Source organism: Trichococcus collinsii (assembly GCF_900107505.1).
Lineage (GTDB): Bacteria > Bacillota > Bacilli > Lactobacillales > Aerococcaceae > Trichococcus > Trichococcus collinsii.
In genome coordinates this window covers 14,060-37,829 of record NZ_FNQH01000003.1, presented here as the reverse complement: position 1 = coordinate 37,829, position 23,770 = coordinate 14,060, and the positions used below count along the sequence as shown (strand labels likewise).

General features: G+C 46.5%; 21 protein-coding genes. 5 read left to right on the top strand and 16 right to left on the bottom strand.

The features are described from left to right. The first annotated feature begins 1 nt into the window (after position 1). Positions 2–673, top strand: a complete 672-nt coding sequence (locus BLV66_RS07665; protein WP_086985547.1) for a YigZ family protein — start codon at positions 2–4, stop codon at positions 671–673. Positions 674–730: 57 nt separating this feature from the next. Here BLV66_RS07665 and BLV66_RS07660 read toward each other — a convergent pair whose 3' ends face one another. The 11 genes from BLV66_RS07660 to groES form a co-directional block, all read right to left on the bottom strand. After that, positions 731–1,828 (bottom strand): glycosyltransferase family 4 protein, encoded by a 1,098-nt coding sequence (locus BLV66_RS07660; RefSeq protein WP_245826654.1) that lies wholly within the window; start codon positions 1,826–1,828, stop codon positions 731–733. A gap of 99 nt (positions 1,829–1,927) precedes the next feature. Next, positions 1,928–3,811: an LTA synthase family protein gene (locus tag BLV66_RS07655; protein ID WP_086985546.1), complete on the bottom strand. Its 1,884-nt coding sequence runs from the start codon at positions 3,809–3,811 to the stop codon at positions 1,928–1,930. A 25-nt stretch (positions 3,812–3,836) separates the two neighbouring features. Then, on the bottom strand, positions 3,837–4,670 hold the full coding sequence (gene nadE / locus BLV66_RS07650) for an NAD(+) synthase (RefSeq protein WP_086985545.1): 834 nt from the start codon (positions 4,668–4,670) through the stop codon (positions 3,837–3,839). Positions 4,671–4,699: 29 nt separating this feature from the next. Further along, positions 4,700–6,184, bottom strand: coding sequence for a nicotinate phosphoribosyltransferase (locus BLV66_RS07645; protein WP_086985544.1), 1,485 nt, complete (start codon positions 6,182–6,184; stop codon positions 4,700–4,702). Positions 6,185–6,482: 298 nt separating this feature from the next. Beyond that, positions 6,483–7,919 carry a sugar transferase gene (locus BLV66_RS07640; RefSeq protein ID WP_086985543.1) on the bottom strand — a complete coding sequence of 479 codons (1,437 nt, stop codon included), beginning with the start codon at positions 7,917–7,919 and terminating at the stop codon, positions 6,483–6,485. 190 nt (positions 7,920–8,109) lie between these two features. Beyond that, complete coding sequence (locus BLV66_RS07635; protein ID WP_086985542.1) at positions 8,110–9,369, bottom strand: argininosuccinate synthase; 1,260 nt, start codon at positions 9,367–9,369, stop codon at positions 8,110–8,112. Positions 9,370–9,608: 239 nt separating this feature from the next. Beyond that, on the bottom strand, positions 9,609–11,510 hold the full coding sequence (locus tag BLV66_RS07630; protein WP_086985541.1) for a PTS fructose transporter subunit IIABC: 1,902 nt from the start codon (positions 11,508–11,510) through the stop codon (positions 9,609–9,611). 18 nt (positions 11,511–11,528) lie between these two features. After that, positions 11,529–12,443 carry a 1-phosphofructokinase gene (gene pfkB / locus BLV66_RS07625; RefSeq protein WP_086985540.1) on the bottom strand — a complete coding sequence of 305 codons (915 nt, stop codon included), beginning with the start codon at positions 12,441–12,443 and terminating at the stop codon, positions 11,529–11,531. Further along, positions 12,443–13,192 carry a DeoR/GlpR family DNA-binding transcription regulator gene (locus BLV66_RS07620; protein ID WP_086985539.1) on the bottom strand — a complete coding sequence of 250 codons (750 nt, stop codon included), beginning with the start codon at positions 13,190–13,192 and terminating at the stop codon, positions 12,443–12,445. The genes pfkB and BLV66_RS07620 overlap by 1 nt, the downstream gene beginning before the upstream one ends. Before the next feature lie 684 nt (positions 13,193–13,876). Further along, the gene (groL, locus tag BLV66_RS07610; RefSeq protein WP_086985537.1) at positions 13,877–15,490 is read right to left on the bottom strand and encodes a chaperonin GroEL; all 1,614 of its coding nucleotides are present in this window, start codon (positions 15,488–15,490) and stop codon (positions 13,877–13,879) included. A gap of 28 nt (positions 15,491–15,518) precedes the next feature. Continuing rightward, the gene (gene groES, locus BLV66_RS07605; RefSeq protein ID WP_086985536.1) at positions 15,519–15,803 is read right to left on the bottom strand and encodes a co-chaperone GroES; all 285 of its coding nucleotides are present in this window, start codon (positions 15,801–15,803) and stop codon (positions 15,519–15,521) included. A gap of 193 nt (positions 15,804–15,996) precedes the next feature. Between groES and BLV66_RS07600 the strand changes: the two genes are divergently transcribed. Beyond that, on the top strand, positions 15,997–16,674 hold the full coding sequence (locus tag BLV66_RS07600; RefSeq protein WP_086985535.1) for a CPBP family intramembrane glutamic endopeptidase: 678 nt from the start codon (positions 15,997–15,999) through the stop codon (positions 16,672–16,674). Positions 16,675–16,715: 41 nt separating this feature from the next. Beyond that, positions 16,716–16,922, top strand: coding sequence for a DUF4305 domain-containing protein (locus tag BLV66_RS07595; RefSeq protein WP_086985534.1), 207 nt, complete (start codon positions 16,716–16,718; stop codon positions 16,920–16,922). A gap of 96 nt (positions 16,923–17,018) precedes the next feature. Here BLV66_RS07595 and BLV66_RS07590 read toward each other — a convergent pair whose 3' ends face one another. Beyond that, entirely contained in the window at positions 17,019–17,651 is a 633-nt protein-coding gene (locus tag BLV66_RS07590) for a redox-sensing transcriptional repressor Rex (RefSeq protein WP_068560999.1), read from the bottom strand. Positions 17,652–17,999: 348 nt separating this feature from the next. Here BLV66_RS07590 and BLV66_RS07585 point away from each other — a divergent pair, with 348 nt between their 5' ends. After that, positions 18,000–19,955, top strand: coding sequence for an ABC-F family ATP-binding cassette domain-containing protein (locus tag BLV66_RS07585; protein WP_086985533.1), 1,956 nt, complete (start codon positions 18,000–18,002; stop codon positions 19,953–19,955). Positions 19,956–20,069: 114 nt separating this feature from the next. Then, positions 20,070–20,726 (top strand): HAD family hydrolase, encoded by a 657-nt coding sequence (locus BLV66_RS07580; RefSeq protein WP_086985532.1) that lies wholly within the window; start codon positions 20,070–20,072, stop codon positions 20,724–20,726. 53 nt (positions 20,727–20,779) lie between these two features. Here BLV66_RS07580 and tsaD read toward each other — a convergent pair whose 3' ends face one another. From tsaD to tsaB, 4 genes are read right to left on the bottom strand one after another with little or no spacing between them, the layout of a single operon-like run. Continuing rightward, positions 20,780–21,805: a tRNA (adenosine(37)-N6)-threonylcarbamoyltransferase complex transferase subunit TsaD gene (gene tsaD / locus BLV66_RS07575; RefSeq protein ID WP_086985531.1), complete on the bottom strand. Its 1,026-nt coding sequence runs from the start codon at positions 21,803–21,805 to the stop codon at positions 20,780–20,782. Then, the gene (rimI, locus tag BLV66_RS07570; RefSeq protein WP_176974178.1) at positions 21,799–22,302 is read right to left on the bottom strand and encodes a ribosomal protein S18-alanine N-acetyltransferase; all 504 of its coding nucleotides are present in this window, start codon (positions 22,300–22,302) and stop codon (positions 21,799–21,801) included. Before rimI (BLV66_RS07570) ends, tsaD begins: the two co-directional genes overlap by 7 nt. Continuing rightward, positions 22,286–22,915 (bottom strand): ribosomal protein S18-alanine N-acetyltransferase, encoded by a 630-nt coding sequence (gene rimI / locus BLV66_RS07565; protein ID WP_086985529.1) that lies wholly within the window; start codon positions 22,913–22,915, stop codon positions 22,286–22,288. Before rimI (BLV66_RS07565) ends, rimI (BLV66_RS07570) begins: the two co-directional genes overlap by 17 nt. Continuing rightward, positions 22,890–23,624, bottom strand: a complete 735-nt coding sequence (gene tsaB, locus BLV66_RS07560; RefSeq protein WP_086985528.1) for a tRNA (adenosine(37)-N6)-threonylcarbamoyltransferase complex dimerization subunit type 1 TsaB — start codon at positions 23,622–23,624, stop codon at positions 22,890–22,892. Before tsaB ends, rimI (BLV66_RS07565) begins: the two co-directional genes overlap by 26 nt. Between the last annotated feature and the right edge of the window lie 146 nt (positions 23,625–23,770).

The following is a 23,770-nucleotide window of genomic DNA, read 5'->3' as shown; positions in this document are numbered from 1 at the left end:
TATGCTGACAACCTATCACACTATCGCAGAAAGCGGCGTTACAGAGATCATCATCAAGGGCTCACGCTTCATCTGCAGCCTCAAACGTGTCCATTCCGAGGACGAGGCCAAAGAATTCATCCAAGGTATCAAAAAAGAGCACTGGAAAGCGACGCATAACTGTTCTGCTTACCTGATCGGCGACCCCAACGAAATCCAGCGCGCCCATGACGACGGTGAACCATCCGGAACAGCCGGCGTCCCGATGTTGGAAGTGCTCAAGAAAAACAATCTATGTTACGTCGCAGCCGTCGTCACCCGCTATTTCGGCGGAACAAAGCTCGGTGCTGGCGGATTGATCCGTGCCTACAGCCGCTCCGTATCGACAGCACTGAAGGACATCGGCATCGTTGTACGTAGCCTCCAGACAAAAGTTGGCTGCATCGTTTCCTATTCCGCCTCCGGAAAATTGGAGAATTACTTAGCGCAATCGCCCTATACTCTGATTGAGGCCCAATACACCGATCAAGTTTGTTTTTTATGCGGCATCCCTACGGAAGATATCAGCCATTTCCAGAGCACTATTACGAATGTCATGAACGGCCGTGTTGTCTTTGAAATCGGCGAAGAGGATTATGTGGAGAGCCCGGTTTCTCCAGCTTACGATGATGTCGATGAAGGAGAAATCGAATAAATCCTGAATAAAAAAATGAACAAGCGCGTGATAGCCGATTTGGCTTTCATGGCTTGTTCATTTGTTTTTGTCATCTTTTTCCCTTAAAAGGCGATACAAAGTCTTACGCAACTTGGAACGATTATTGTCCAACAAATTGAAGGAGGCGATGAATAACATCACGCCGAAAATAAGCCCAACCCCCAAAACTACTGTTCCCCAGAAAGAAGAAATCGGGAACAGGATGGCAGTCAAAGAAAAGATGATTGCCAATGCATAAATGACCAAAACGGTCTGTCGGTGCGTAAAGCCCAGCCGCAGCAACCGGTGGTGCAGGTGGCTTTTATCCTTCGCGCTGATGGAACGCTTATGCAAGGTTCGGCGAAGGACAGCGGCAATCGTGTCTGTCAACGGAACCCCTAGAATGGCTACCGGTATCAGCAGCGATACGAAGGTGGCATGTTTCAGGCCGTACAAGGACAGCACCGCAATCATAAATCCTACGAACAAGGAGCCTGTATCCCCCAAGAAAATGGAGGACGGGTAGAAGTTGAAAGGCAAAAAGCCCAGCAAGCTCGCAACCAAAAGGAAAATCATGACAACAGTGGCCACATCCATATAGTCGGTGAAGAAATAGCTGACGAAGCCCATTGTCGAGAGGGATATGATCGAAGTGCCTGTCGCTAAGCCATCCAGCCCATCCATCAGATTCACCGCATTCGTGATGACCACAATCCACAGCATCATCACAAAGTAACCCGCTTCATGGAATTCGATCGTTCCGAAATAATCCAGCGTCAGGCTGTCTATTTTGATGCCGGTAAAGAAATAGAGCACGTTTGCCGCAGTAAGGATGCCAATCATTTTTTGCCAAGGCCTTAGATCATAGGAATCATCGATGATCCCCGTCACAAGGATGATCAGCGAGCTCAAAAACATGATGCCCGCAAAACCCGAGCGATTACTCAGAGGGACCCCAATGAAGAAGGCACCCCAATAAGCCAAGAATATGGCCACGCCCCCCATCGTCGGCGTCTCCTTGATATGCACTTTCGCTTCGGATGGCTTATCCGTCCAACGGAACCGTCTCGCTGCCGCACGGAAAAGATAGGTGAACAGCATACTCGCCAGAATCGTCGCACCGAAAAGAAGCATAAAACGTATAAAGAAACTCACCGGATCCCTCCTTTCACCCTGTATTTCCTTAATCATAGGCGATTCCGGCCCCACTTGCAAATCAACTCCCGCAAAAGGCGCCAGCCTGCGCACCTTGTTTCAGTCGATTATTCGGAAAAAACCGTTTGATTCTGCGTACCGGTTTCCGGTGGTCGTATCGTACTGGATCAGGTCATAATCCGCCAACAGACTCCTTGCCTGCTCGGACAGTCCCTCTCGGCTCGAGACATATTCACCGGTATCGCCATCCACATACAGCGTTTTTTCGAAAGCCGGCACCTGTTCCTGAAGCGCCATCAACAGGGCTTCAAAGGCGGTGACGCGGCTGCCGCTCAGTTCCAGCACTTCCGGGAAGAAATAGATGGGACTGGTGACCCCCAGATCCTTTTGGACCTCTTCCGTGTTGCTGTAGATGAACATAGGCGTTTCATGCATATTTTGGATCGTGTTCAGCGCATAAAGATCCTCGCCGAAAACGCTGGGCCAATGATCCCCCCAAAACACAACGACAGTCGGCTCGTCCCACTCCTGAAGAGCGGCCAACAGAGCGGCCAACGCTTGATCGCTGTACTTCAGATCCTGCAGATAATTCCGGATCGTCTGGCTGGCTACACCGGTTTCCGCTGCAGAGGGGGTAACCGTATATTTGTCTTGGTAAGGGGTATGGTTCTGCATCGTCACCAAATGGATAAAATCTTTTTCCTCACTAGCTTTCAGGATAGCTGTTATTTCAGCATACGCCGCTGCATCCGAAATGTACGGATTGGTATCCAACTTGTCCGTATGCGTCATCGTATCCTCGTAGAGGAAGGAATCAAACCCCAAAGTCTCATAGTTCTCAAGCCGTTTGTACATGGTCGTATTGTAGGGATGGATGGCTGTGGTACGGAAGCCAGCCTCTTCCAAACGGGACACGACTGATGGGAAATCGGCTTGGGAGGACAGGAATTGCGTATACGGTGTCGTGATGTTCGCGGCGAACGGCTCCATCGAAAATCCCGTCAAAGCCTCAAATTCGATATTGGCGGTTCCGCCACCATATCCTTGGGACAACAGCTCGCCGCTGTAGCTTTTATCCATCAAGGCTCTCGTGAACGGAATCGGATCACTTCGCAGATCCAATCCTTCCAACTCGAGCGGGTCCGCAAAACTTTCATTCATGATGTAGATGACATTCGTTTCGGGCAACACTGCTGTTCTTTCTGCGTTGATTTCGTCAGCAAATTGCTGATAGATTACCTTCAACTCATCGATTTTTTCCTGTGAATAATCCGCCGGCATCTCCATCGGTGCAGCCGATAGATTGTAAAGGAAGCCAGCCACAAATCCGGTGTTGTAGTAATTCATTTGTTGGCTGTATGGAATCCAATAAGCCGTTCTGTCATAGGCTTTCTTGAGCAGATTGCCTTCCTGCTGGAACTGGCCTGCATAGCCGAGTGCCAAACTTGTTGCAACGAACATAAGCACGCGTGACTTCCATCCCAACTTCACGGTTGTTTGAGATCTGCGCAAGGAAAAAAATCCGAATGCCAGCAATGCCATTAGTGCAAAAATCAGTACCGCCAAGGTCGGTCCATTCAGCATTTCCAAAAGGAAAGTGGCTTCCGTCAGCATCTTCAAATCACTCGGATAAACGGGCTCGTTGCGCTGCAGCATTTTTTCATAGGTCGCCATCCCAAGGATTCCTCCCGCCAGCAACAACAATGCATTCGCCAAGCGGATATTCCCTACCAACGCCCAAATCCATAGCCCCAGCGTCACTAATACGCCCGTACTGATCAGGAACTTCTCGGTGTGCCAAGCAAATACAAAATTCACGACCATTCCGGCATCCAGATCATTTTGGGTCCATTGAAGAAAGAGATGGACCACGAATACGGTCGCCAACAAGCTGAAGCAATGCAAGAGCAGGAGGCGTCCCCTGCTCTTGCATTGCAGCTCTTGATTTTCTTTCATCATTTTAAATTTTTCGCTGATTTTCACTGCACAACCCCACTATCTGAACAGATTAGGCTTCTTTCCAAAAACTGTCATAGACCGTAATCGGCAAGTGACGTTTATGCTCGGTCTTCGTATACCAGCCTTCGATGACTTCAGCGTCCTTTTCCGGTATTTCCTTGCCTTCCAGATAAGCGTCGATCATCTCGTACGTCACTCCCAAAGCCACCTCATCAGGCAATGCAGGACGATTTTCTTCCAAGTCCGCTGTCGGAACTTTTTCGTAGAGCTCTGCCGGTGCGCCCAATTCTTTCAGTAATTGGCGCCCTTGACGTTTGTTCAAGCGCCAAATCGGCAATAAGTCGGCTGCGCCATCCCCGAATTTTGTGAAGAAGCCGGTCACGGATTCTGCCGCATGGTCAGTCCCCAAAACGGCTCCACTGCTGTCTCCCGCTATCGCGAACTGAACGATCATGCGTTGACGTGCTTTGATGTTTCCTTTGTTGAAGTCGGTGATGGTTAGGCCGGCTTCTTCAAGCGCATCGAGTGCAGCATCAGCCATTTCTTTGATATTCACGACTAATTTTTGGTCCGGCAAAATGAAGGCAAGTGCAGCCTGAGCATCGTGCTCATCAAATTGAATGCCGTATGGAAGGCGCACAGCAATAAATTGGTAACTGTCATCGCCTGTCTCGTCGCGCATTTCCTGGATCGCCAACTGGGCTAACCGCCCGGTCAAAGTGGAGTCTTGTCCTCCACTGATACCTAAAACGAATGCCTTCAAAAATGGGTGTGCCGCCAAATAATCTTTCATGAAATCGATGCTGATGCGGATTTCCTCTTTTGGATCGATTTCCGGTTTCACTCTTAATGCAGCAATAATTTCTTTTTGTAATGGACGCATACCTATTCCCCCTTGATTGATTTGATTGGTTATTTAGTGCTTTCCAATAATGACGCTTCTTCCTTGATTTGCTTCTTGATGGCTTTGATGGTGGACATCTTGTGATCGTACGTCTTCTGTGACAAGTCGACCGGATAGTCTTCCGGATTCAGGATTCGTTTGTATTCATCCCATAAACCGCTCATCTGCGCTTCCGAGAAGGCTTTTACTTCTTGGAGCGAAGGCAATTCATAAACCACTTCACCATCCACGATGATATCCTGGAGAACGGGACGCGCCTCAAAGTCTGTGATGGTCTTATTGATGTATGTGAAGACGGGATGGAACATATACAGTTCCGCCTCTTGATCGGGCTTTTCTTCCCAAAGCGCAATGTAGTCCCCTTCCGACTTGCCGTCACGCTTGCGGGTGATCCGCCATACTTGTTTCTTGCCCGGTGTGGAAACTTTTTCGGCGTTGCTGGAGATCTTCATCGTGTCCACCATTTTGCCGCTCTCATCCGCTATGGAAACTAATTTATAGACCGCTCCAAGCGCGGGTTGGTCATAAGCGGTAATCAGCTTGGTGCCGACACCCCAGACATCTATTTTTGCGCCTTGCATCTTCAGGTTCAAGATGGTCAATTCATCCAAGTCGTTCGATGCGTAGATTTTCGCATCGGTAAATCCTGCTTCGTCCAATTGCTGACGAACTTTTTTGGAAATGTAGGCCATATCCCCGCTATCTATGCGTACGCCGTTGAAGTTGATTTTATCTCCCATTTCCTTCGCCACTTTGATGGCATTCGGCACGCCCGATTTCAACGTATCATACGTATCCACCAAGAATACACAATCCTTGTGGGAACGCGCATAAGCCATGAAGGCATCATAATCATTGCGATAAACTTGCACCATCGAATGGGCATGGGTACCCGAAGCCGGAATGCCGAACAGTTTAGCAGCTCGGACATTGCTCGTGGCATTGAATCCCGCGATGTAGGCTGCGCGTGTGCCCCAGATGGCGGCATCCATTTCCTGCGCTCTTCTGGAACCGAATTCCATCAACGGCTCATCATCGCAGACATAGCGCAGACGTGCAGCTTTTGTCGCTATCAGCGTTTGGAAATTGACGACATTCAATAAGGCGGTTTCGATCAATTGGCATTCCGCCAACGGACCTTCAACTTGGACAATCGGTTCATTCGCGAAGACGAGATCCCCCTCCAAAGCCGAACGGATCGTGCCTGAGAAACGAAAATTTTTCAGATACTCCAAAAAACCTTCCTCGTAGCCGACATGCTCACGCAAATAGGCGATGTCCGTATCCGTAAAGCGTAAATTCTGAATGTAGGAAACGAAGCGCTCAAGCCCCGCATAGACTGCATAGCCATTATTGAAAGGATACTTCCGGAAGTATAGTTCAAAAATTGCATGTTTTTCGGTAATGCCTTCATCCCAATAAGTCTTCATCATGTTAATTTGGTACAAATCAGTATGCAAAGCTAAACTATCATCGTTATAATCAAAACTCATCCAACTCACTCATTTCATCTTTGATCGTACGCCTCCGCATTCTGTCACGGTGCAGCAGAAGGAAGTGTTCTATTTAACTATTGTAACGCAATTCCCTCTACATTTCCGCTTTTTTGTCCAAAATCCATCAGATTGATTATAGTGATTAGCCAACATTCCCGCAAACACAACCGGCATTTCTGTGTAAACAAAAAGCCATCCTGGCGGGCAGAAAAAAGCCCGGTAGGATGGTTTTTTTTACAGTAATGAAACTTCGCTATTCCAAATGATGGCTAGCGGTCCAAGCCTGCTTTTCGTTTTAATAAATGACTCTGATGCCGCGTGCTTCAATCTCTTGCTCGGTCAGAATTTCTCGTTCGCTTTCATCCACTCCGCGGGATGATACTTTATCAAACAAGATTTTGACGGTCTGCAGCATGATCTTCAGATCCAGTATCAAGGAATATTTCTTGATGTAGATCAGATCGAAGTTCAGCTTGCTGTTGAAGTCGGAAGCGTATTTCCCGTAAACTTGCGCATATCCTGTAATACCGGCACGAACGTTGTGGCGCAGGTAATAATGCGGATTCAACTCCTTGAATTGATCAACGAAGAAGGGACGTTCCGGCCGGGGACCGACCAAAGACATATCGCCCAGCAACACATTGAACAACTGCGGCAGCTCATCGATGCGCAAAGAGCGCAGATATTTGCCGACTTTTGTGACGCGCATATCATTGCTCGTGGCCAAAACCGGGCCTGAATCCTTTTCAGCAGTTACACCCATGCTACGGAACTTCAGGATTTCGAATTCCTTGCCGTCTTTGGTGATGCGTGTCTGCTTGTAGAACACGGGACCTTCGGAACTTTTCTTCACCAAGATAGCCGTAACTGCCATGATCGGCGAAGTGATGACGATACCGATGAGCGCAACCGCAATATCGATGATCCGTTTCATAAGGCCATCTTCTGCCGAGATACGGAACGGGGAAACTTCGATGATGCTTTCGTCCTCGATGTTCATCATATTCGGATTGACCATGATCAGATTCTCGAAACTCGTATTCAAGAACATCTTCTTCTCTTTGCTCGTCAACAGATCGTATATCTTGAGTTTTTCAGATTCTTCGATCTGGCTCGCTAAGTAGACGATATCAATCTCTTCCAGATGCCGCAGAACATTTTCGTAATAATCCGATAGAACGACATGCGTCACGACATGACGGATGCTTTTTGTATTCGTGAAGTTGTCGACTGCCGCAAACACTTCCTTTTCCATACCGACAATCATGACCCGTTTGCTTCCGCTCATGCTCTGATACATTTTGAAAACCATTACGCGGAACAAGAACAAAAGGATTGTTCCCACAAAAAAGTTGATCAGAATGACCGATCGCGGGAATGCCAACCATCGCCCGGCAAAAGTCAGCGCCATGATAATCAACGAAAGGACGAATTGTCCGATGACCGTGATGAACAAGAAGTCACTGATCGATTTGTTATAAAATATATACGTACCGAACAGGATATTGACGATGATGAAAATCACTGAGACGTAGACAATGCTGCCCTGAAAGGCATCGAAGTTTATCAATGGTATATTTCTTCCGAATTTTAAATAAAAAGATAACAGCAATGATCCGATGAACAACAGCACATCAATGATGCCGATGATAATTTTACGAGCTTTATTCCATTCACCTGTTTGATTCACGCTTAATCTCCTCCTCCTTAAACTAGCATAATATGAATGCATTCATTTTATCATAGTTTATTCTTTTGGGATATCAAAGTTTGGCAAGGTCATATTGCTCCATTCCCGGATGGGAGCATGTTTACGTCATCATACTCCAAGGTTTCGAAAAAGAACGCCCTCATCAGGAGTTATTGCCTGATGAGGGCGTTCCGGAGCGGGCTAGTTGTCGAGAGACACTAATACCGGTTGTTTATTTTAAAAGATCTTTCAATTCTTCATGTGTCGCTTGACCTTCAGCTTGCTCTTTCATGACACGGATGGATGTAGGCAATCCGAACAGACGGATAAAGCCGGCTGCATCAGTATGGTTGTATACATCGTCGCTCTCGAAAGTCGCGAAGCTTTCGCTGTATAATGATTTCGCGCTGACAACGCCAGCATCAGTGATGTTGCCTTTGTAAAGTTTCATCTTCACGAAACCTTCGACATTCTGTTGTGTCTCATCCACAAATGCACCCAACGCTTTGCGTAATGGTGTATACCACAATCCGTTGTATACAAGCTCCGCATATTTGTTTGCCAGCAATTGTTTGTATTGGAACGTGTCTTTATCCAGGCAAAGCTGTTCCAATTTGTCGTGGGCATGATACAGCACAGTTCCGGCTGGCGTTTCATAAACGCCCCTTGATTTCATGCCGACTAAGCGGTTCTCCACGATATCGATGATACCGACGCCGTTCGCGCCTGCGATCACGTTCAATTTTTCGATCAGGGCGATGCCGTCCAAAGCTTCACCATTTAAGCTGACCGGTATACCTTTTTTGAATTCCAGCGTAACATAGGTCGCTTCGTCCGGAGCTTTTTCAGGAGTCACACACATCTCCAGGATTTTATCGTAATCAGGCTCGTTGGCTGTCATTTCCAGATCAAGACCCTCATGAGACAGGTGCCACAAGTTTTTATCTTTTGAGTAGTTTGTTTCCAATGTAATCGGAAGCGGCACGTTATGTGCAGCAGCATACGCAAATTCATCTTCTCTGGAAGTCAATTCCCATTCTCTCCAAGGAGCGATTATCGTGATGTTCGGATCGAATTCTCTGATTCCGACTTCAAAACGGACTTGGTCGTTCCCTTTCCCTGTTGCCCCGTGAACGATTGCATCAGCATTCTCCAAGTGCGCGATCTCTACCATTCTTTTAGCAATGATCGGACGAGCGAAAGAAGTCCCCAATAAATATTGTCCTTCGTACTTAGCGCCTGCTTGCAATGTCGGCCAAATAAATTCTTCAACGAACTCTTTCTTCAGGTCTGCAACATACAACTTCGATGCGCCACAGTTGATTGCTTTTTCTTCCAATCGGCTGTAGTCATCACCTTGTCCTACGTCTCCTACTACGGCGATTACTTCACAGTTGTTGTAATTTTCTTTTAACCAAGGGATGATGACGGACGTATCCAATCCACCTGAGTAAGCCAAAACCACTTTTTTGATTGATTCCTTTGCTGCCATGCTTTTACCTCCTTATACAGATTTCAATATCCGTTGCTTTTATGCATGAACTGATATCTACATTTTCGTTTATTTAACAATATGCATTATAGCATATCTGCCATGAAAATCATCCCATTTTTTTACATTATTCTCATTTATCTGTCATACCCTTTTCATTTATACGACTTATTTTCCGAACAATAAAAAAGAGAACAGCTAGGGGATACCCTGTCTGTTCTCTAAATGAGTGATTCAATTTATTTTGCGACTTCTTGTGTCTTATCTTGTTTCCAAAGACCTAACATCAATGCTGAAACGGCTGTACCGATCAACAAAGCCAGCAAGAACATCAGTGGACGGTTAGCCAATGTGATTACGAACAAGCCACCATGTGGTGCAGGGATCGAAACGGCCCATAGCTGCGTCAAACCACCCGCAATCGCTGAACCAACGATAGATGAGCCGATAACGCGCATCGGATCTGCTGCAGCGAACGGAATCGCACCTTCAGTGATGAAGGAAAGACCCAACAAAATGTTGGAAAGCCCGGATTTTTGTTCGATATCCGTAAATTTGTTTTTGAAAATCAAAGTTGCGATACCGATTGCCAATGGAGGAATCATACCACCAGCCATTACAGCGGCCATTAAGCTACCATCGCCAGTATCCGTAAAGATACCGATTGAGAAGGCGTAAGCTGCTTTGTTGAATGGACCACCCATATCGATTGCCATCATGCCGCCAAGAACAGCACCCAATAGCACCGCGTTACCCGTACCCAAGTTTTCCAGGAAAGTGATCATAGCTGTATTGATTGTAGAGAAGACAGGACCTACCAAGAAATACATTAACAAACCAGTGATCAATAGACCGAACACAGGGTACAAGAGAATTGTCTTCATGCCATCCAAGGTACGAGGCAAGCCTTTAAAGGCTTTCTTCAGATAAACCATGATGTAACCGGCCAAGAAACCAGCGATCAACCCGCCCAGGAATCCGGCATTTGCTTGCACAGCCAAGTAACCGCCTGCCATACCTGGGAGCAACCCCGGACGATCTGCGATACTCATTGCGATGTAACCGGCCAAAATTGGAATCAGGAAGCTGAATGCTGCTCCACCAATTGCCATGAAGGAAATAAACAACGGGCTATCTGCACCGAATGACGTTTCGAACAGGAAGGAGATCGCAATCAGGATACCACCACCTACAACAAACGGCAACATGTGTGAAATACCGTTCATCAAGTCTTTGTATACTCTTCCGATGATGGATTGTTTTTCATCGCTGTCGCTGGCTGAGAATATATCGCCTTCTACATTCAGGATCGGCGCTTCTTGACGCATTGCTTTTGTGATCAATTCTTCAGCTTTGTTGATGCCGTCGCTTACCGGTCTTTGCAGAACATGTTTTCCGTTGAAGCGTGCCATCTCAACTTTTTTGTCAGCTGCTATGATGACACCATCAGCACGGCGGATTTCGTCGGCTGTCAAGGCGTTCTTGACGCCATCCGAGCCGTTCGTTTCAACGCGGATATCTACGCCCATTTTTTCAGCCATCAATTTCAATGAATCTTCAGCCATATACGTGTGTGCGATCCCTGTAGGACAAGCCGTCACTGCAATGACGAAAGGTCTCTTCGTTTCGGTTGCTGCTACTGGAGCTGCCTTTGCTGCTGCTTCAGCTTGCTCTTTGGCTTCGCGTGCAGCTTCTGCTGCCGCAAATAACCCTTGAACTTCTTCTGGAGTCTGAGCTTTTTTCAATGATGCAGTGAAATCAGGATTGATGAGTAAACGGGATAATGACGCTAAAACTTCCAAATGAACATTATTTGCGCCTTCCGGAGCAGCGATCATGAAGAACAAATGTGCTGGTTGACCATCCAATGATGCATAGTCCACACCGGCTGCACTTTTTGCAAAAACGACAGCAGGTTTGATGACCGCTTTGTTTTTGGCATGCGGCATTGCGATGCCATCGCCCAAACCAGTGGACGTTTGTGATTCGCGCTTCATAATGCCCTCTTTGTAAACTGCAGCATCATTGATGATGCCATTAGCGGAAAGACCTGAAATCATTTCATCGATAACGCCCTCTTTAGTTGTTGCTTGCAAATCCATAATCATTAATTCTTTTAGTAAGATGTCATTGATTTTCATATTAATAAGTTCTCCTCCCTATAGCTGACTGATAGTGACTTGTTTGACTAGAGCATCAATTTCTTCGCGTTTGGCTAAATCGTCGGCAAAAGCGGTCGCGCTTCCGCAAGCGATACTGACTTTGAATGCTTCCAACGGGTCGTGCGTCTTCATGTATGTCCCAACAAATCCGGCGATCATTGAATCTCCGGAACCGACTGAATTTTTAAGTACACCTTTCGGTACTGTTCCATGGTAAACACCTTCCGGAGTGAAAAGGATCGCTCCTTTAGCGGCCATCGAGATGATCGCGTATTGCGCTCCAGCTTCAAGCAGCTTCTTCCCGTATGGCAAGATGTCCTCATCCGTTTCGAAAGTAGTATCGAACAATTCAGCCAACTCGTGGTGGTTCGGTTTTACCAATAACGGGTGGTAAGGCAACGCATTTTTTAATTCTTCCCCAGTCGTATCGATCAGGAACGGTACACCTTTGTCCGTCAGTCTGCGGATGATGGTCTGATAATAATCATCCGGCAAGCTTGTAGGTTTGCTTCCCGCCAAGACTACGATATCGTTTTCCGGATCAAGCGCATCGAATTGTTTCAGGAATTCTTCGGCGACTGCAGGCTCGATATTCGGACCTGGGCCGTTCATTTCCGTCTCCATCCCTGACTTGATTTTGACATTGATGCGGGTCGCTTCATCCACATGCGTGAAGTGTGTTTTGCTTTTTTCCGCTTCCAACCAGTCTTCGATGTATTTTCCAGTGAAACCGCCAAGGAACCCTAAAGCGGTATTTTCCACTTCCAGTTCATTCAAGATGCGGGAAACGTTGATGCCTTTGCCACCCGGCAGTTTGAAATCCTGTTGGATACGGTTCACTTCACCCAACTCAATAGCGGGTAAATGGACGATGTAATCGATGGATGGATTTAATGTTACTGTATATATCATTATTCAGCCTCCCAAATAGTTGTACTGTCTTTCAGGTTACGTTTGATTTCCGACGGGACATTGCAACTGATGATACCGCAATCCTCAATATCGCAGACTTTCACGAAGCTGACTTGTTTGAATTTCGAAGCATCCGCTACGACATAGCTTTGTGCCGCATTTTCGATGGCTATGCGTTTGATGGCCGCTTCTTCGGTGTCCGGTGTCGTGAAGCCGTACTGCTTATCAATGCCGTTGATGCCCAGAAAAGCTTTGCTGAAACGGTAATTTCTCATTTGCATTTGGCTGACCGGTCCGATGACTGCTTTTGTCTCCATCTTGATTTTGCCGCCGATAAGGATCGTCTCGATTTGCATATCCGATAATAAACTGGCATGCGGCACCCCATTTGTGACGACCAGAATGCTTTTGCCTTTTAAGAAAGGAATCATCTCATAGGTGGTCGATCCGGCATCCAAAAAGATGATGTCTTGATCACTCACTAATTGAGCGGCTTTTTCGGCAATCCGTTGTTTATCCCGAACGTTTTTGGACGTTTTGTCTTCCATCCTGTCTTCAGCGGAAACACTGTAGTTTCTCTTTGCCCCGCCATGGACGCGGATCAGGAATCCGGCTTCTTCAAGAGTGCTCAAATCCCGTCTGATCGTGGATTCAGAACTACCTGTCTCATCGACAAGGTCCTGCAGTTTTACGATATTATCTTTGGCTAAAGTGTCTAGAATGATTTTATGCCGTTCTTCTGTAAGCACTTTCTATCACCTCTCGAACAAAAATATACCACCCACACGGGAATAAAGCAATCATTTTCCTCCAAAAACATTAACTTTCATCCATAACCATTCAAAAGCCTTGATGTAACAGCTTTTAATAAGGGAAATTTTTTTGTTTTCAGAGCATATATTGGTGCTTTTCCAGGACAGAAGGCAAAAAATTAGGCTGACCAACAAAATTATGTCGGTCAGCCCTATTTGGAGGTTGTAAAGATTTGCTTGCGTAAACATTGCATCCTTTTAGAACGGTTCTGAATCCTGGAGTTTGAGCTTAGGATTCATCACACACTTTTATAGTTGAACTCTGAATTGCAGAGGGTTCCGCCTAAGCTGATAACCACACACGGACAAAAAACGTCCGCTTTGTGGTTATCCTCTTAGTGCTCACCCTCTAAACGCAATTCATCGTATCCTGATAGTTGAGTTCTGATTCGCAGATACCCATCCCGTTTCACACCCAGCGTAGTGAACAAAAGAGGTTCACTTCGCTGGGTGCTCCAACGTCCGGGTATCTAAACGCGAATCATCACATCCTGTTTTAGTCGAACTCTGAATCCCAGAAATCTCCGCCTAAGCTGAAATCCCCACCTCGACCAAAACCGGGTCGTGGTGGGGATTTCCTCTTAGTGCTCGATTTCTAGAGTGGGATTCATCGTATCCTGATTACATCATGCCCATGCCTGGGTCCATTGATGGGGGTGTGGCTGGGGCTGGACGGTCGGCTACGATAGCTTCTGTCGATAGGATCAAGGCAGCAACGCTGGCTGCATTTTGTAATGCGGAACGTGTCACTTTTGTAGGATCGACGATTCCTGCTTCGATCATGTTTACCCATTCGTCGGTTGCGGCGTTATAACCCATGCCAACTTCAAGGCCTTTGATCTTATCGGCTACAACGGAGCCTTCTTTTCCTGCATTTTCAGCGATTTGTCTCACTGGCTCTTCTAACGAACGTGCCACAATGCGTGCACCTGTCGCTTCATCGCCGGTCAGTTCCAACGCTTCGACGCATTTTTGAACGTTGATCAAGGCTGTACCACCACCGGATACGATACCTTCTTCAACAGCAGCACGCGTTGCGTTCAAAGCATCTTCGATACGCAGTTTGCGTTCTCTCAATTCTGTTTCTGTAGCCGCTCCGACTTTGATGACGCCGACGCCACCAGATAATTTCGCAAGGCGTTCCTGTAATTTTTCGCGATCAAACTCTGAAGTTGTTTCGGCTGATTGCGCACGGATGACAGCCACACGTTGTTCGATAGCTGCTTTTTCTCCAGCTCCTTCAACGATTGTTGTGGAATCTTTGGTTACGACAACTTTGCCTGCACGACCCAAATGTTCTACGGAAGCATCCTTCAATTCCAAGCCTAAGTCTTCAGCAATGACTGTACCGCCTGTCAAGATTGCGATGTCCTGCAGCATTTCTTTACGACGGTCACCGAAACCAGGTGCTTTGACTGCCGCTACATTGAATGTGCCACGCAATTTATTCAATACTAATGTAGGAAGTGCTTCTCCGTCAACATCATCAGCAACAATCAATAACGGGCGTCCTTGTTGCAGAATTTGTTCCAATAAAGGCAAAATGTCTTGGATATTAGATAATTTGCGGTCCGTGATCAGAATGTATGGTGCTTCTAATTCTGCTTCCATCTTGTCGTTGTTTGTGACCATGTATTGCGATAGGTATCCGCGGTCGAATTGCATGCCTTCAACAACATCCAATTCGGTTTCGATTCCTTTAGATTCTTCTATAGTGATGACTCCGTCGTTGCCGACTTTTTCCATCGCTTCCGCAATCAATTCGCCGATTTCTTTCGATCCTGATGATACGGCAGCAACCTGCGCGATCGATTCTCTTGAATTTACGGTTTGGGAAATTTCCGCCAAACCTTTTACAGCTGCTTGTGTAGCCAACTCAATACCGCGACGGATGCCCACTGGGTTTGCACCTGCTGTAACGTTTTTCAGTCCTTCACGAACGATGGCTTGTGTCAGAACAGTTGCAGTCGTAGTACCGTCACCGGCAATATCGTTTGTTTTGGAAGCAACTTCGGCAACTAATTTAGCTCCCATATTTTCGAAGCGATCTTCCAATTCGATTTCTTTGGCGATTGTCACGCCATCATTCGTTATCAACGGAGAGCCGTATGCTTTTTCCAAAACGACATTGCGTCCTTTGGGTCCTAGAGTCACTTTTACAGTATTTGCTAAGATATCTACACCACGAAGCATTGCTGCTCTTGCGTCTTCTGAAAATTTAATGTCTTTTGCCATTTATCGATTCACCTCATGAATTATATTTTTAGTCCAGGATTGCTACGATGTCGCTTTCTTTGATCACTAAGTATTCTGTTCCCGCATATTTGACTTCTGTACCTGCATATTTTTCAAAAAGAACAGTATCTCCAGCCTTAACGGTCATTTCGATTGTTACGCCGTTATCTGTCACGAGACCTGTCCCAACAGCAATAACGGTACCTGTTTGGGATTTTTCTTTAGCGGATGACGGTAAAACGATGCCGCCTATAGATTTTTCTTCTTCTTTGGCAACTTCTACAATAACACGGTTTCCTAATGGTTTTAACAAGATGATCCCTCCAAAATAATATCATTTTAGCACTCATCAACTCAGAGTGCTAAGTTACATTTCTATATTAATCAATCTCCAATTAATTTGCAAGAGGGAAGCCGATTTTTTCCAATTCTATTTTTGAGCGCTACTGTGATATACTATTTATCAAGCGCAAAAACGTCAGTTTTCTCAGAAAGGTACTATTAATATGAATAAAAAAATACGTTCAAGGTTAACGTTAGCCATACAGATCATCCTCATCTATCTCGCTTCTCAGTTTCTGCCGATCTTAATGCTTTTATTCATTCCGGAGGCAGATCGCATTGCAGCCGCCATGAATCTCTCGTTATTCTTTGCTTTCCTAGGAACTGTCCTTATGGTAGCATGGAATAGCAGAAAAAAATGGACACCACAAAACAGTCTTACGGATCAACCGGCTCCCCCAATCGGAAAGACGCTCACAAACGGATTCTTCGGTTTCATGGGAGCTGTCTTGATTCAGATCGTCGCAATGAATGTGGAGTATCTTTTGTTCAAGATGCCAGTCGTTTCTGAAAATACGGAAGTGTTGCTGGATTTGACAAACCGCTACCCATTCTTTATTTTTAACATCATCATCTTTGCACCTGTGATGGAGGAATTTGTATTCCGTAAAGCGATTGTCACACATCTGGTTGACGCAATCGGGATAGTCGGCGCGGCCACTATCAGCGCTTTGCTTTTTGCGATTGCGCATAATGATGGGCACTATTTAGTTTACGGCTCACTGGGACTATGGTTCTCTTTCATTTATTACAGGACAAGAAACATAGCGACTCCGATGATAGCCCATGCGTTGATGAATGCCGTGTCAGCCTTGCCGATTCTGTCCCAACTCATTTCGTAAGACACGTGAAGCCCGCTATTTAGGAAGAAGAAAGGAATAACATGACTTTAAAAAATCTATTAATTCAAATAATTATCCGATTCGTTTTCGCCGTCCTCTTCATCTCGCTGGCAGTCGATGCCGTGAATACTGCAGGCTGGGGATTCATGGCCATTATCAGCGTGCTTTTCGCAACAAGTGATGTTGTCAAAGGCGTACGCATGTTCAATGCTTACTTGAAAATCAAAAACAGTATCGATAAAAACTAGGAAAAGCTGAACGGGTTCGTTCAGCCATAAAAAAAGAAGGATGAGGCAGCCTCATCCTTCTTTTTGCGTTTTCTTCTACTTGGCTGTCGACTTTGCTCAGCCGATATCATTGTCCAAGAAATAGATCAATGTCTGCAATTCATTCGTCAAGTCCACATTCTGAACGCGGACATTTTCTGGAACGGAAAGACGGATCGGGGTAAAGTTCATGATCCCGCGAACACCCGCTTCGGTCAATCGGTTAGTGGCATCTTGCGCTACTTCCTGAGGAACGGTCAAAATGGCTACATCAATCTGCTGAATGCGCAATTGCTCAACCATATCTGTCATCGGGTAAACGGGCACGCCGCTAAGAATTTTTCCGACGATGCCTTCATTGACATCAAATGCCGCACTGATGCGCACATTATTGCTTACATGGAAGTTGTAGTTCAACAAGGCATGACCCAAATTACCCACACCAATCAAAGCCACGTTAGTCAAACGGTCTTGGTTCAAGGTTTTGCTGAAGAAATCCAACAAATACTCGACATCATAGCCGTATCCTCTTTTACCTAGTGCGCCAAAATATGAGAAATCCCTACGGATAGTAGCACTGTCCACTTTTACTGCTTCACTCAATTCAGTAGATGAAACACGTTTTTTACCAGCGTTATGCAAAAAGCGCAAGTAGCGATGGTAAATCGGCAACCTCCTTGCCGTAGCTTTTGGAATATCATTCGTCGACATTATTTTCTCCTCTTCTTTCCTCGTTCATTTAGTACCTCATATTGTTTGTCCGAATGCACAAACTTTAAAAAGTATGTTCACATACTTAAGCTTTCATTTCATATTGACTATTATAGCATCTGATTGTGAAAAATCTACTAATTTGTTCGAAACCGGACTTGATTGTGAAGCCTTTTTTGAACAATATGTGAAATACAATACTAATTGTAAGCGGGGCCATTAATAAATTTCACATGCACAAATACGTGAATATAGCAATAACTCTGCTTGTCCCTATCGAATCAGTGCTTGCTGTGATAAAATAGAAAGGATAAATACGAGTATTTGTTTAGAAAGAGGACACTACATATGATTTTACTACAAGGACAAAATTTGGCGCGCTTTTTTGGGGCGAGCGTCTTATTCGATAATATTCAAATTACCGTCCAGGACCATTCGCGGATTGCGCTCGTCGGCCGAAACGGAGCAGGAAAATCAACCCTACTGAAGATTTTGGCAGGCATTGAAGCCACGGATGCCGGTTCCGTTTCCAAGAGCAAGGAAGTTACAATTGGCTATTTGGATCAACATAGCGCGGTCGATTCCTCCAATACAATTTGGCAAGAAATGTTGACCATTTTTGCCCCCCTCATCCAATTGAGCAAAGAGGCTGAGCAAGCCGCTTTCGCTTTGGGGGATCCGGATCTGCTCGAAGACGAAGAGGCGTATCAAAAAGCTTTAGAACGCTACGACCACCTTCAGCATACCTTGCATGAGAAGAATGCTTACGGCTATGAATCTGAAATCCGTTCGGTGTTGCACGGGTTTCAGTTCTACGAAGAAGATTATAATCGCCCGATTTCCCAATTGTCGGGCGGCCAGAAAACAAGGCTCGCTTTGGCCAAAATCCTGCTTGAGAAGAACGATCTGCTCATTTTGGATGAGCCCACCAACCATTTGGACATCGACACGCTGGCTTGGCTGGAAAATTATCTAATCGGTTACAATGGCTCGCTTTTGATTGTTTCCCATGACCGCTATTTCCTGGACAAAGTCGCCACTGAAGTCTACGAAATCAGCCGCCACAAGATCCAGCACTACAAAGGGAACTATTCTTATTATCTGACCGAGAAAGCCACCCGCTTGGAACAGGAATTGAAAGCTTACGAGAAGCAACAAGATGAAATCTCCAAATTGGAGGATTATGTTGCCCGTAACCTGGCGCGCGCCTCCACGACCAAGATGGCGCAAAGCCGCCGTAAACGTCTTGAAAAAATGGACCGGATGGACAAACCAAAAGGCGATGAACGTTCCGCCCGTTTCTCCTTCGAGATCGCAAAAGAGAGTGGAAACGTCGTCTTGACCCTTGAAAACGGCGCAGTCGGCTATGCTGATACGGTCCTAGCTGACCCAATCAATCTTGATATCCGCAAACAGCAAGCGATTGCGATTGTCGGTCCGAATGGAATCGGCAAGTCCACTTTGCTGAAGTCAATCATTTCCGAGATTCCGCTTTTGAAAGGCAGAGTCCAGCTCGGTGCCAATGTGGAGCTTGGTTATTATGACCAGGAATTAGGCAACCTTTCCAAAAACAAGAGCGTTCTCGCCGAAATTTGGGATCTTCACCCTACGCTGAACGAAAAAGATGTGCGCAGCATCTTGGGAAGTTTCCTGTTCTCCGGCGCCGATGTCGAAAAAACGATCCCGGCATTGAGTGGTGGCGAGAAGGCTAGGCTTTCACTCTGTAAGCTAGCTTTGGATCAAAAGAACTTTCTGGTCCTCGATGAGCCCACAAACCATTTGGACATCGACAGCAAGGAAGTGCTTGAAAATGCCTTGATCGATTATGATGGCACCCTTCTTTTCGTTTCCCATGACCGCTATTTCATAAACCGGATTGCGACAAGCATCGTCGAACTCTCCGCTGAAGGCAGCAAATTATACCTTGGGGACTACGATTACTATATTGAAAAGAAACAGCAAGAAGCGGCTCTAGAAGCTCTGCAGCAGGCTGGAAACGCTGTAGAAACAAACACTTCCGTAGAACCTCTTTCGAAAGCCAAAGGAGATTACGTCTCTTCCAAAGAGAAGCTGAAATTGGAAAGAAAACTGGCCCGGCAAGTGGAGACTTTGGAGGATGCATTGGCAACCGTGGAGGAGGCCATCGCTGCAATCGAACTGCAATTGACGGAGCCCGAAGTTTACGGTGATCATGAAAAAGTCCAACAGTTCAACCAGCAATTGCTCACCCTACAGGCGCAGCAGGATGAGCTGATGCAAGATTGGGAAGAACAAACAATGGCGCTTGAGGAACTTAGTGAATAATGAAGCGGATAACCGTTTCGGCTCATACGTTTTCTGTTTCAGTTGAGCAGTACCTGAACTTTTGTTAAGACGCGCTCGATCAAGTACTAATAATATGGATATGGAGGTAAGTATATGTTGGAAGCCGTTTTATTTGATATGGATGGTGTCATCATCGATACGGAACCATTCTTTTTGCGATCCGAAAGTATGTTATTGAAGGAATTCGGAGTGGACACCGAGCTTGAATACCATTTCCGCTACCAAGGGACGACGCATGAGTACATGTGGGAAACAATGAAAAATGAATTCAACCTAGATGCTCCGGTCGGAGAGTTGGTTGAACGGGCGAACGTCATCCGGAACCGTCTGATGGAAGAAGATGGCCTGCAACCGATCCCTGGTGTGATTCCCTTCATTGCACGCCTGCATGGAGCTGGTGTTCCTTTAGCGATTGCCTCTTCCTCTCCTTTGACGGATATCCATAAGGCTGTAAAAGCATTGGACATCGAAAAATATTTCAGCTATTTTGTTTCGGGAGAAAGCGTTGCGCACTCTAAGCCCGCGCCCGATATATTCCTGGATGCTGCAGAAAACCTGAAAGCAAACCCGGAAAACTGCGTCGTCATAGAGGACTCCCGAAATGGGGTTGCATCTGCACATGCGGCCGGGTGCAAATGCATCGGTTTCCGCAATCTCGACTTTCCGCCGCAGGATCTATCCTTAGCAACCGTCATCGTCACCGATTTTTCGGATCTCGATGCCGCTTACTGCAGAGCACTGATAGATTAAAAAGCATAAAAAAGAGAACGTTGGTCGACATAATCGGCCAGCATTCTCTTTTTTTATTCTCCGAGCACGAGCCCGGGATGTGCATTCAGATCGTATCCAGCAAAATGTTTCTGGCGGTATTCGGTATAGGCCGCAGCCCCGATCATCGCCGCATTGTCTCCGCAAAGTGACAACGGTGGGATGATGACCTCGACTTCCGGAAGCTCCAGTGCCATTTTTGCGGACAACGTCTCACGCAGCCCTCTGTTGGCGGCGACTCCGCCAGCCAACAACAGCTGCTTGATATTCTTTTCCTTGGCTGCGCGCAAAGTCTTATGCACCAAAACCTCCACGACGCTTGCCTGGAAACTGGCAGCCAAGTCGTAAGGATTGATGTCATCCCCTTTTTGGCGCGCATTGTGGACGGTATTGATGACGGAACTTTTCAATCCGCTGAAGCTGAAATCATAATTGTCCTCTTTGATCATAGCGCGCGGAAAATGCATCGTTTCTTTGCCTTCATGAGCCATTTCATCCATTTTTTTCCCGCCTGGATAAGGCAAGCCCAAAATGCGTCCGATTTTGTCGTAAGCCTCTCCCGCAGCATCATCCCTTGTTTCGCCGATAATGTCGAAAGAGCCGTCCTTTTCCATATACACCAATTCCGTATGTCCCCCGCTGACCACCAAGGACAGCAACGGATAGCGCATAGGTGTCACTAACTGGTTCGCATAAATATGGCCGGCCATATGATTGACCGGAATGAGCGGTTTCTGATGCGCAAAAGCTAAAGCTTTCGCCGCACTGACGCCGATCAGCAACGAGCCGACCAAGCCTGGGCCATGTGTTACCGCGACCGCATCGATGGCATCGAAAGTGACCTGTGCCTCATGCAATGCCGCTTCAACGATTTGGGTGATCTGCTCGACATGATGACGACTCGCTACTTCCGGCACAACCCCGCCAAAGCGCATATGGCTTTTGATCTGGGAAGCAACAACATTCGAAAGGACCGTATTTCCATTTTTCACCACAGCTACACTTGTTTCATCGCAACTGCTCTCAATCGCGAGTATGGTCACATCTGTTTCTGTCAACAGCCTTCCGCCTCCTCTTTATTTTCCGATATCAGCGCCAACTCCATGATGTAGGCATCCTCGATTGGATTCTGGTAATACTCTTTTCTTCGGTATATTTCTGTGAAACCTATTTTTTTGTACAGGTTACAGGCAGCTTCATTAGAGACACGGACTTCAAGCCAGAGCCGTTCCATGCCCTTCGTTTTCAGCAAGACGGTCATCTCCTGCAACAATTTTGTTCCGATGCCTTTTCCCTGCTGGTCAGGTGCTACCGCAAAATTATTGATCGACGCCTCATCCACAACCGCCATGCAACAAATATAGCCAACTAACCTGTTTTCTTCCATGCAGCCTGTATAAAGGGAATGATTGTCCTTCAATTCAGACAGGAACGAGGATGCTTTCCAACTGGAATGCCCCTCATTGGCCAGCAATGTAAGTTCATACAGAGCCTGTGCATGTTGCTCCAACTTGCCTGCGTCCGCCTTTAGGTCGCAGATTTCAAACGTGCGTTGCATGAACATCTTCCTTTACTTCCGATTGTTTTCCCGTTAACGGCCATACCATTTCCAAAGCATCTTCGCCATCGCCGTGATAATAATGCTGCTTGACCCGCTCCGACAGAAAACCCATTTTCGCGTACAAGGACTTCGCTCTGTGGTTTGAAATTCGCACTTCCAGACTGATGCTGGCGGCTCCTTTTTCGTCAGCAAAGCCTTTCAGCACCCGCAATAACAAAGTGGCCGCCCCGATTTGCTGAAATTCAGGCACTACCGCCAAATTAGTGATATGGATATCTTTCCCATCCAATCTGACACCTAAAAAAGCAATGGGCGAATACCCTTCATACAAAACGTAATACAGCGATTTGGGATTCTGCAGCATATCATTCTCCAATGCCGTCCTTCCCCAAGGAGTCGCACCATCATAGCTCATCCGTTCGATATAGAGAATATCCGGAATATGCTGTTTCCTGCCGATCATCAATCTAACGGGCAGCTGATTACGCAACAGATAGGTTTCCTCATCGGAGGGAACCTGCTTGTAAACGAACTTTGACAGGATGTATGACCGGACATCGGTTTGAATTTCCTTGTACACGGATTTAAATCGATGAATCCACTCTTTCAACGTAGTCTTCCCTCCGATTACTGTGATGCTGTTCTTCCCATTTTTCTTCAGCTTCCGGGTTTTTCAAGTAAGCTGGCACAAATGTATGCGGATCCTCCTCTGTTCCGGATTCCGAAAGTGTCGCCAGAACGCTCGCGCGCGGCAAAGCCTGTGATTCTCCCGCAAACAGAGCGCGCTCCTTGAATAATGCAACAATCCGCTCGCGGTATTTGCTGACATCCTCTCCCACGAACAGGTAAGTGCCTTCTTCCGCCAATAAGCTCTGGAACCACTCTTCACTGGCTATATGTGTGTCGGCAATCCGTTCCACCAACAAGTTGCCCTCGAATTGATAAACAGCTGTGTAACAGTTGCCCCGGCGCGCGTCAATCATAGGAACAAGCTTGTGCGCTGCCCCTTCACAATTGCCGGCAATAACCTTCAGGCTGGAAACAGGCACTAACGGAATCGCCAATGTCCATGCCAATGTCTTGGCGATGGTCGCTCCGATCCTGACTCCTGTGTACGATCCCGGACCCTTAGCGATTGCGATGCGTTCCAAATCGGCAGGCTTCCATCCGGCAAGTTGCAGGACATGGTCCACCGCGGGCATCAATTGGGTACTATGCTGAAGATTTCCATTGGTGGTGACCTCTGCGAGCAAGCGGCCATTTTCGCATACAGCCGCACTCATGGTCTGGTTTGAGGATTCAATGGCTAATATTTTCATCTAAATAGCCTCCTTTCACTAATTATTCTGCTCATCTAGTATAGCATTTAATCAAAGCGAGAAAAAGCATGCATGCTTCCAAATACTTTCAGAAGGACGCTGGATGATGTAGTTGGACTCAAGGGCTATTGCTTGATTCTAAAAAT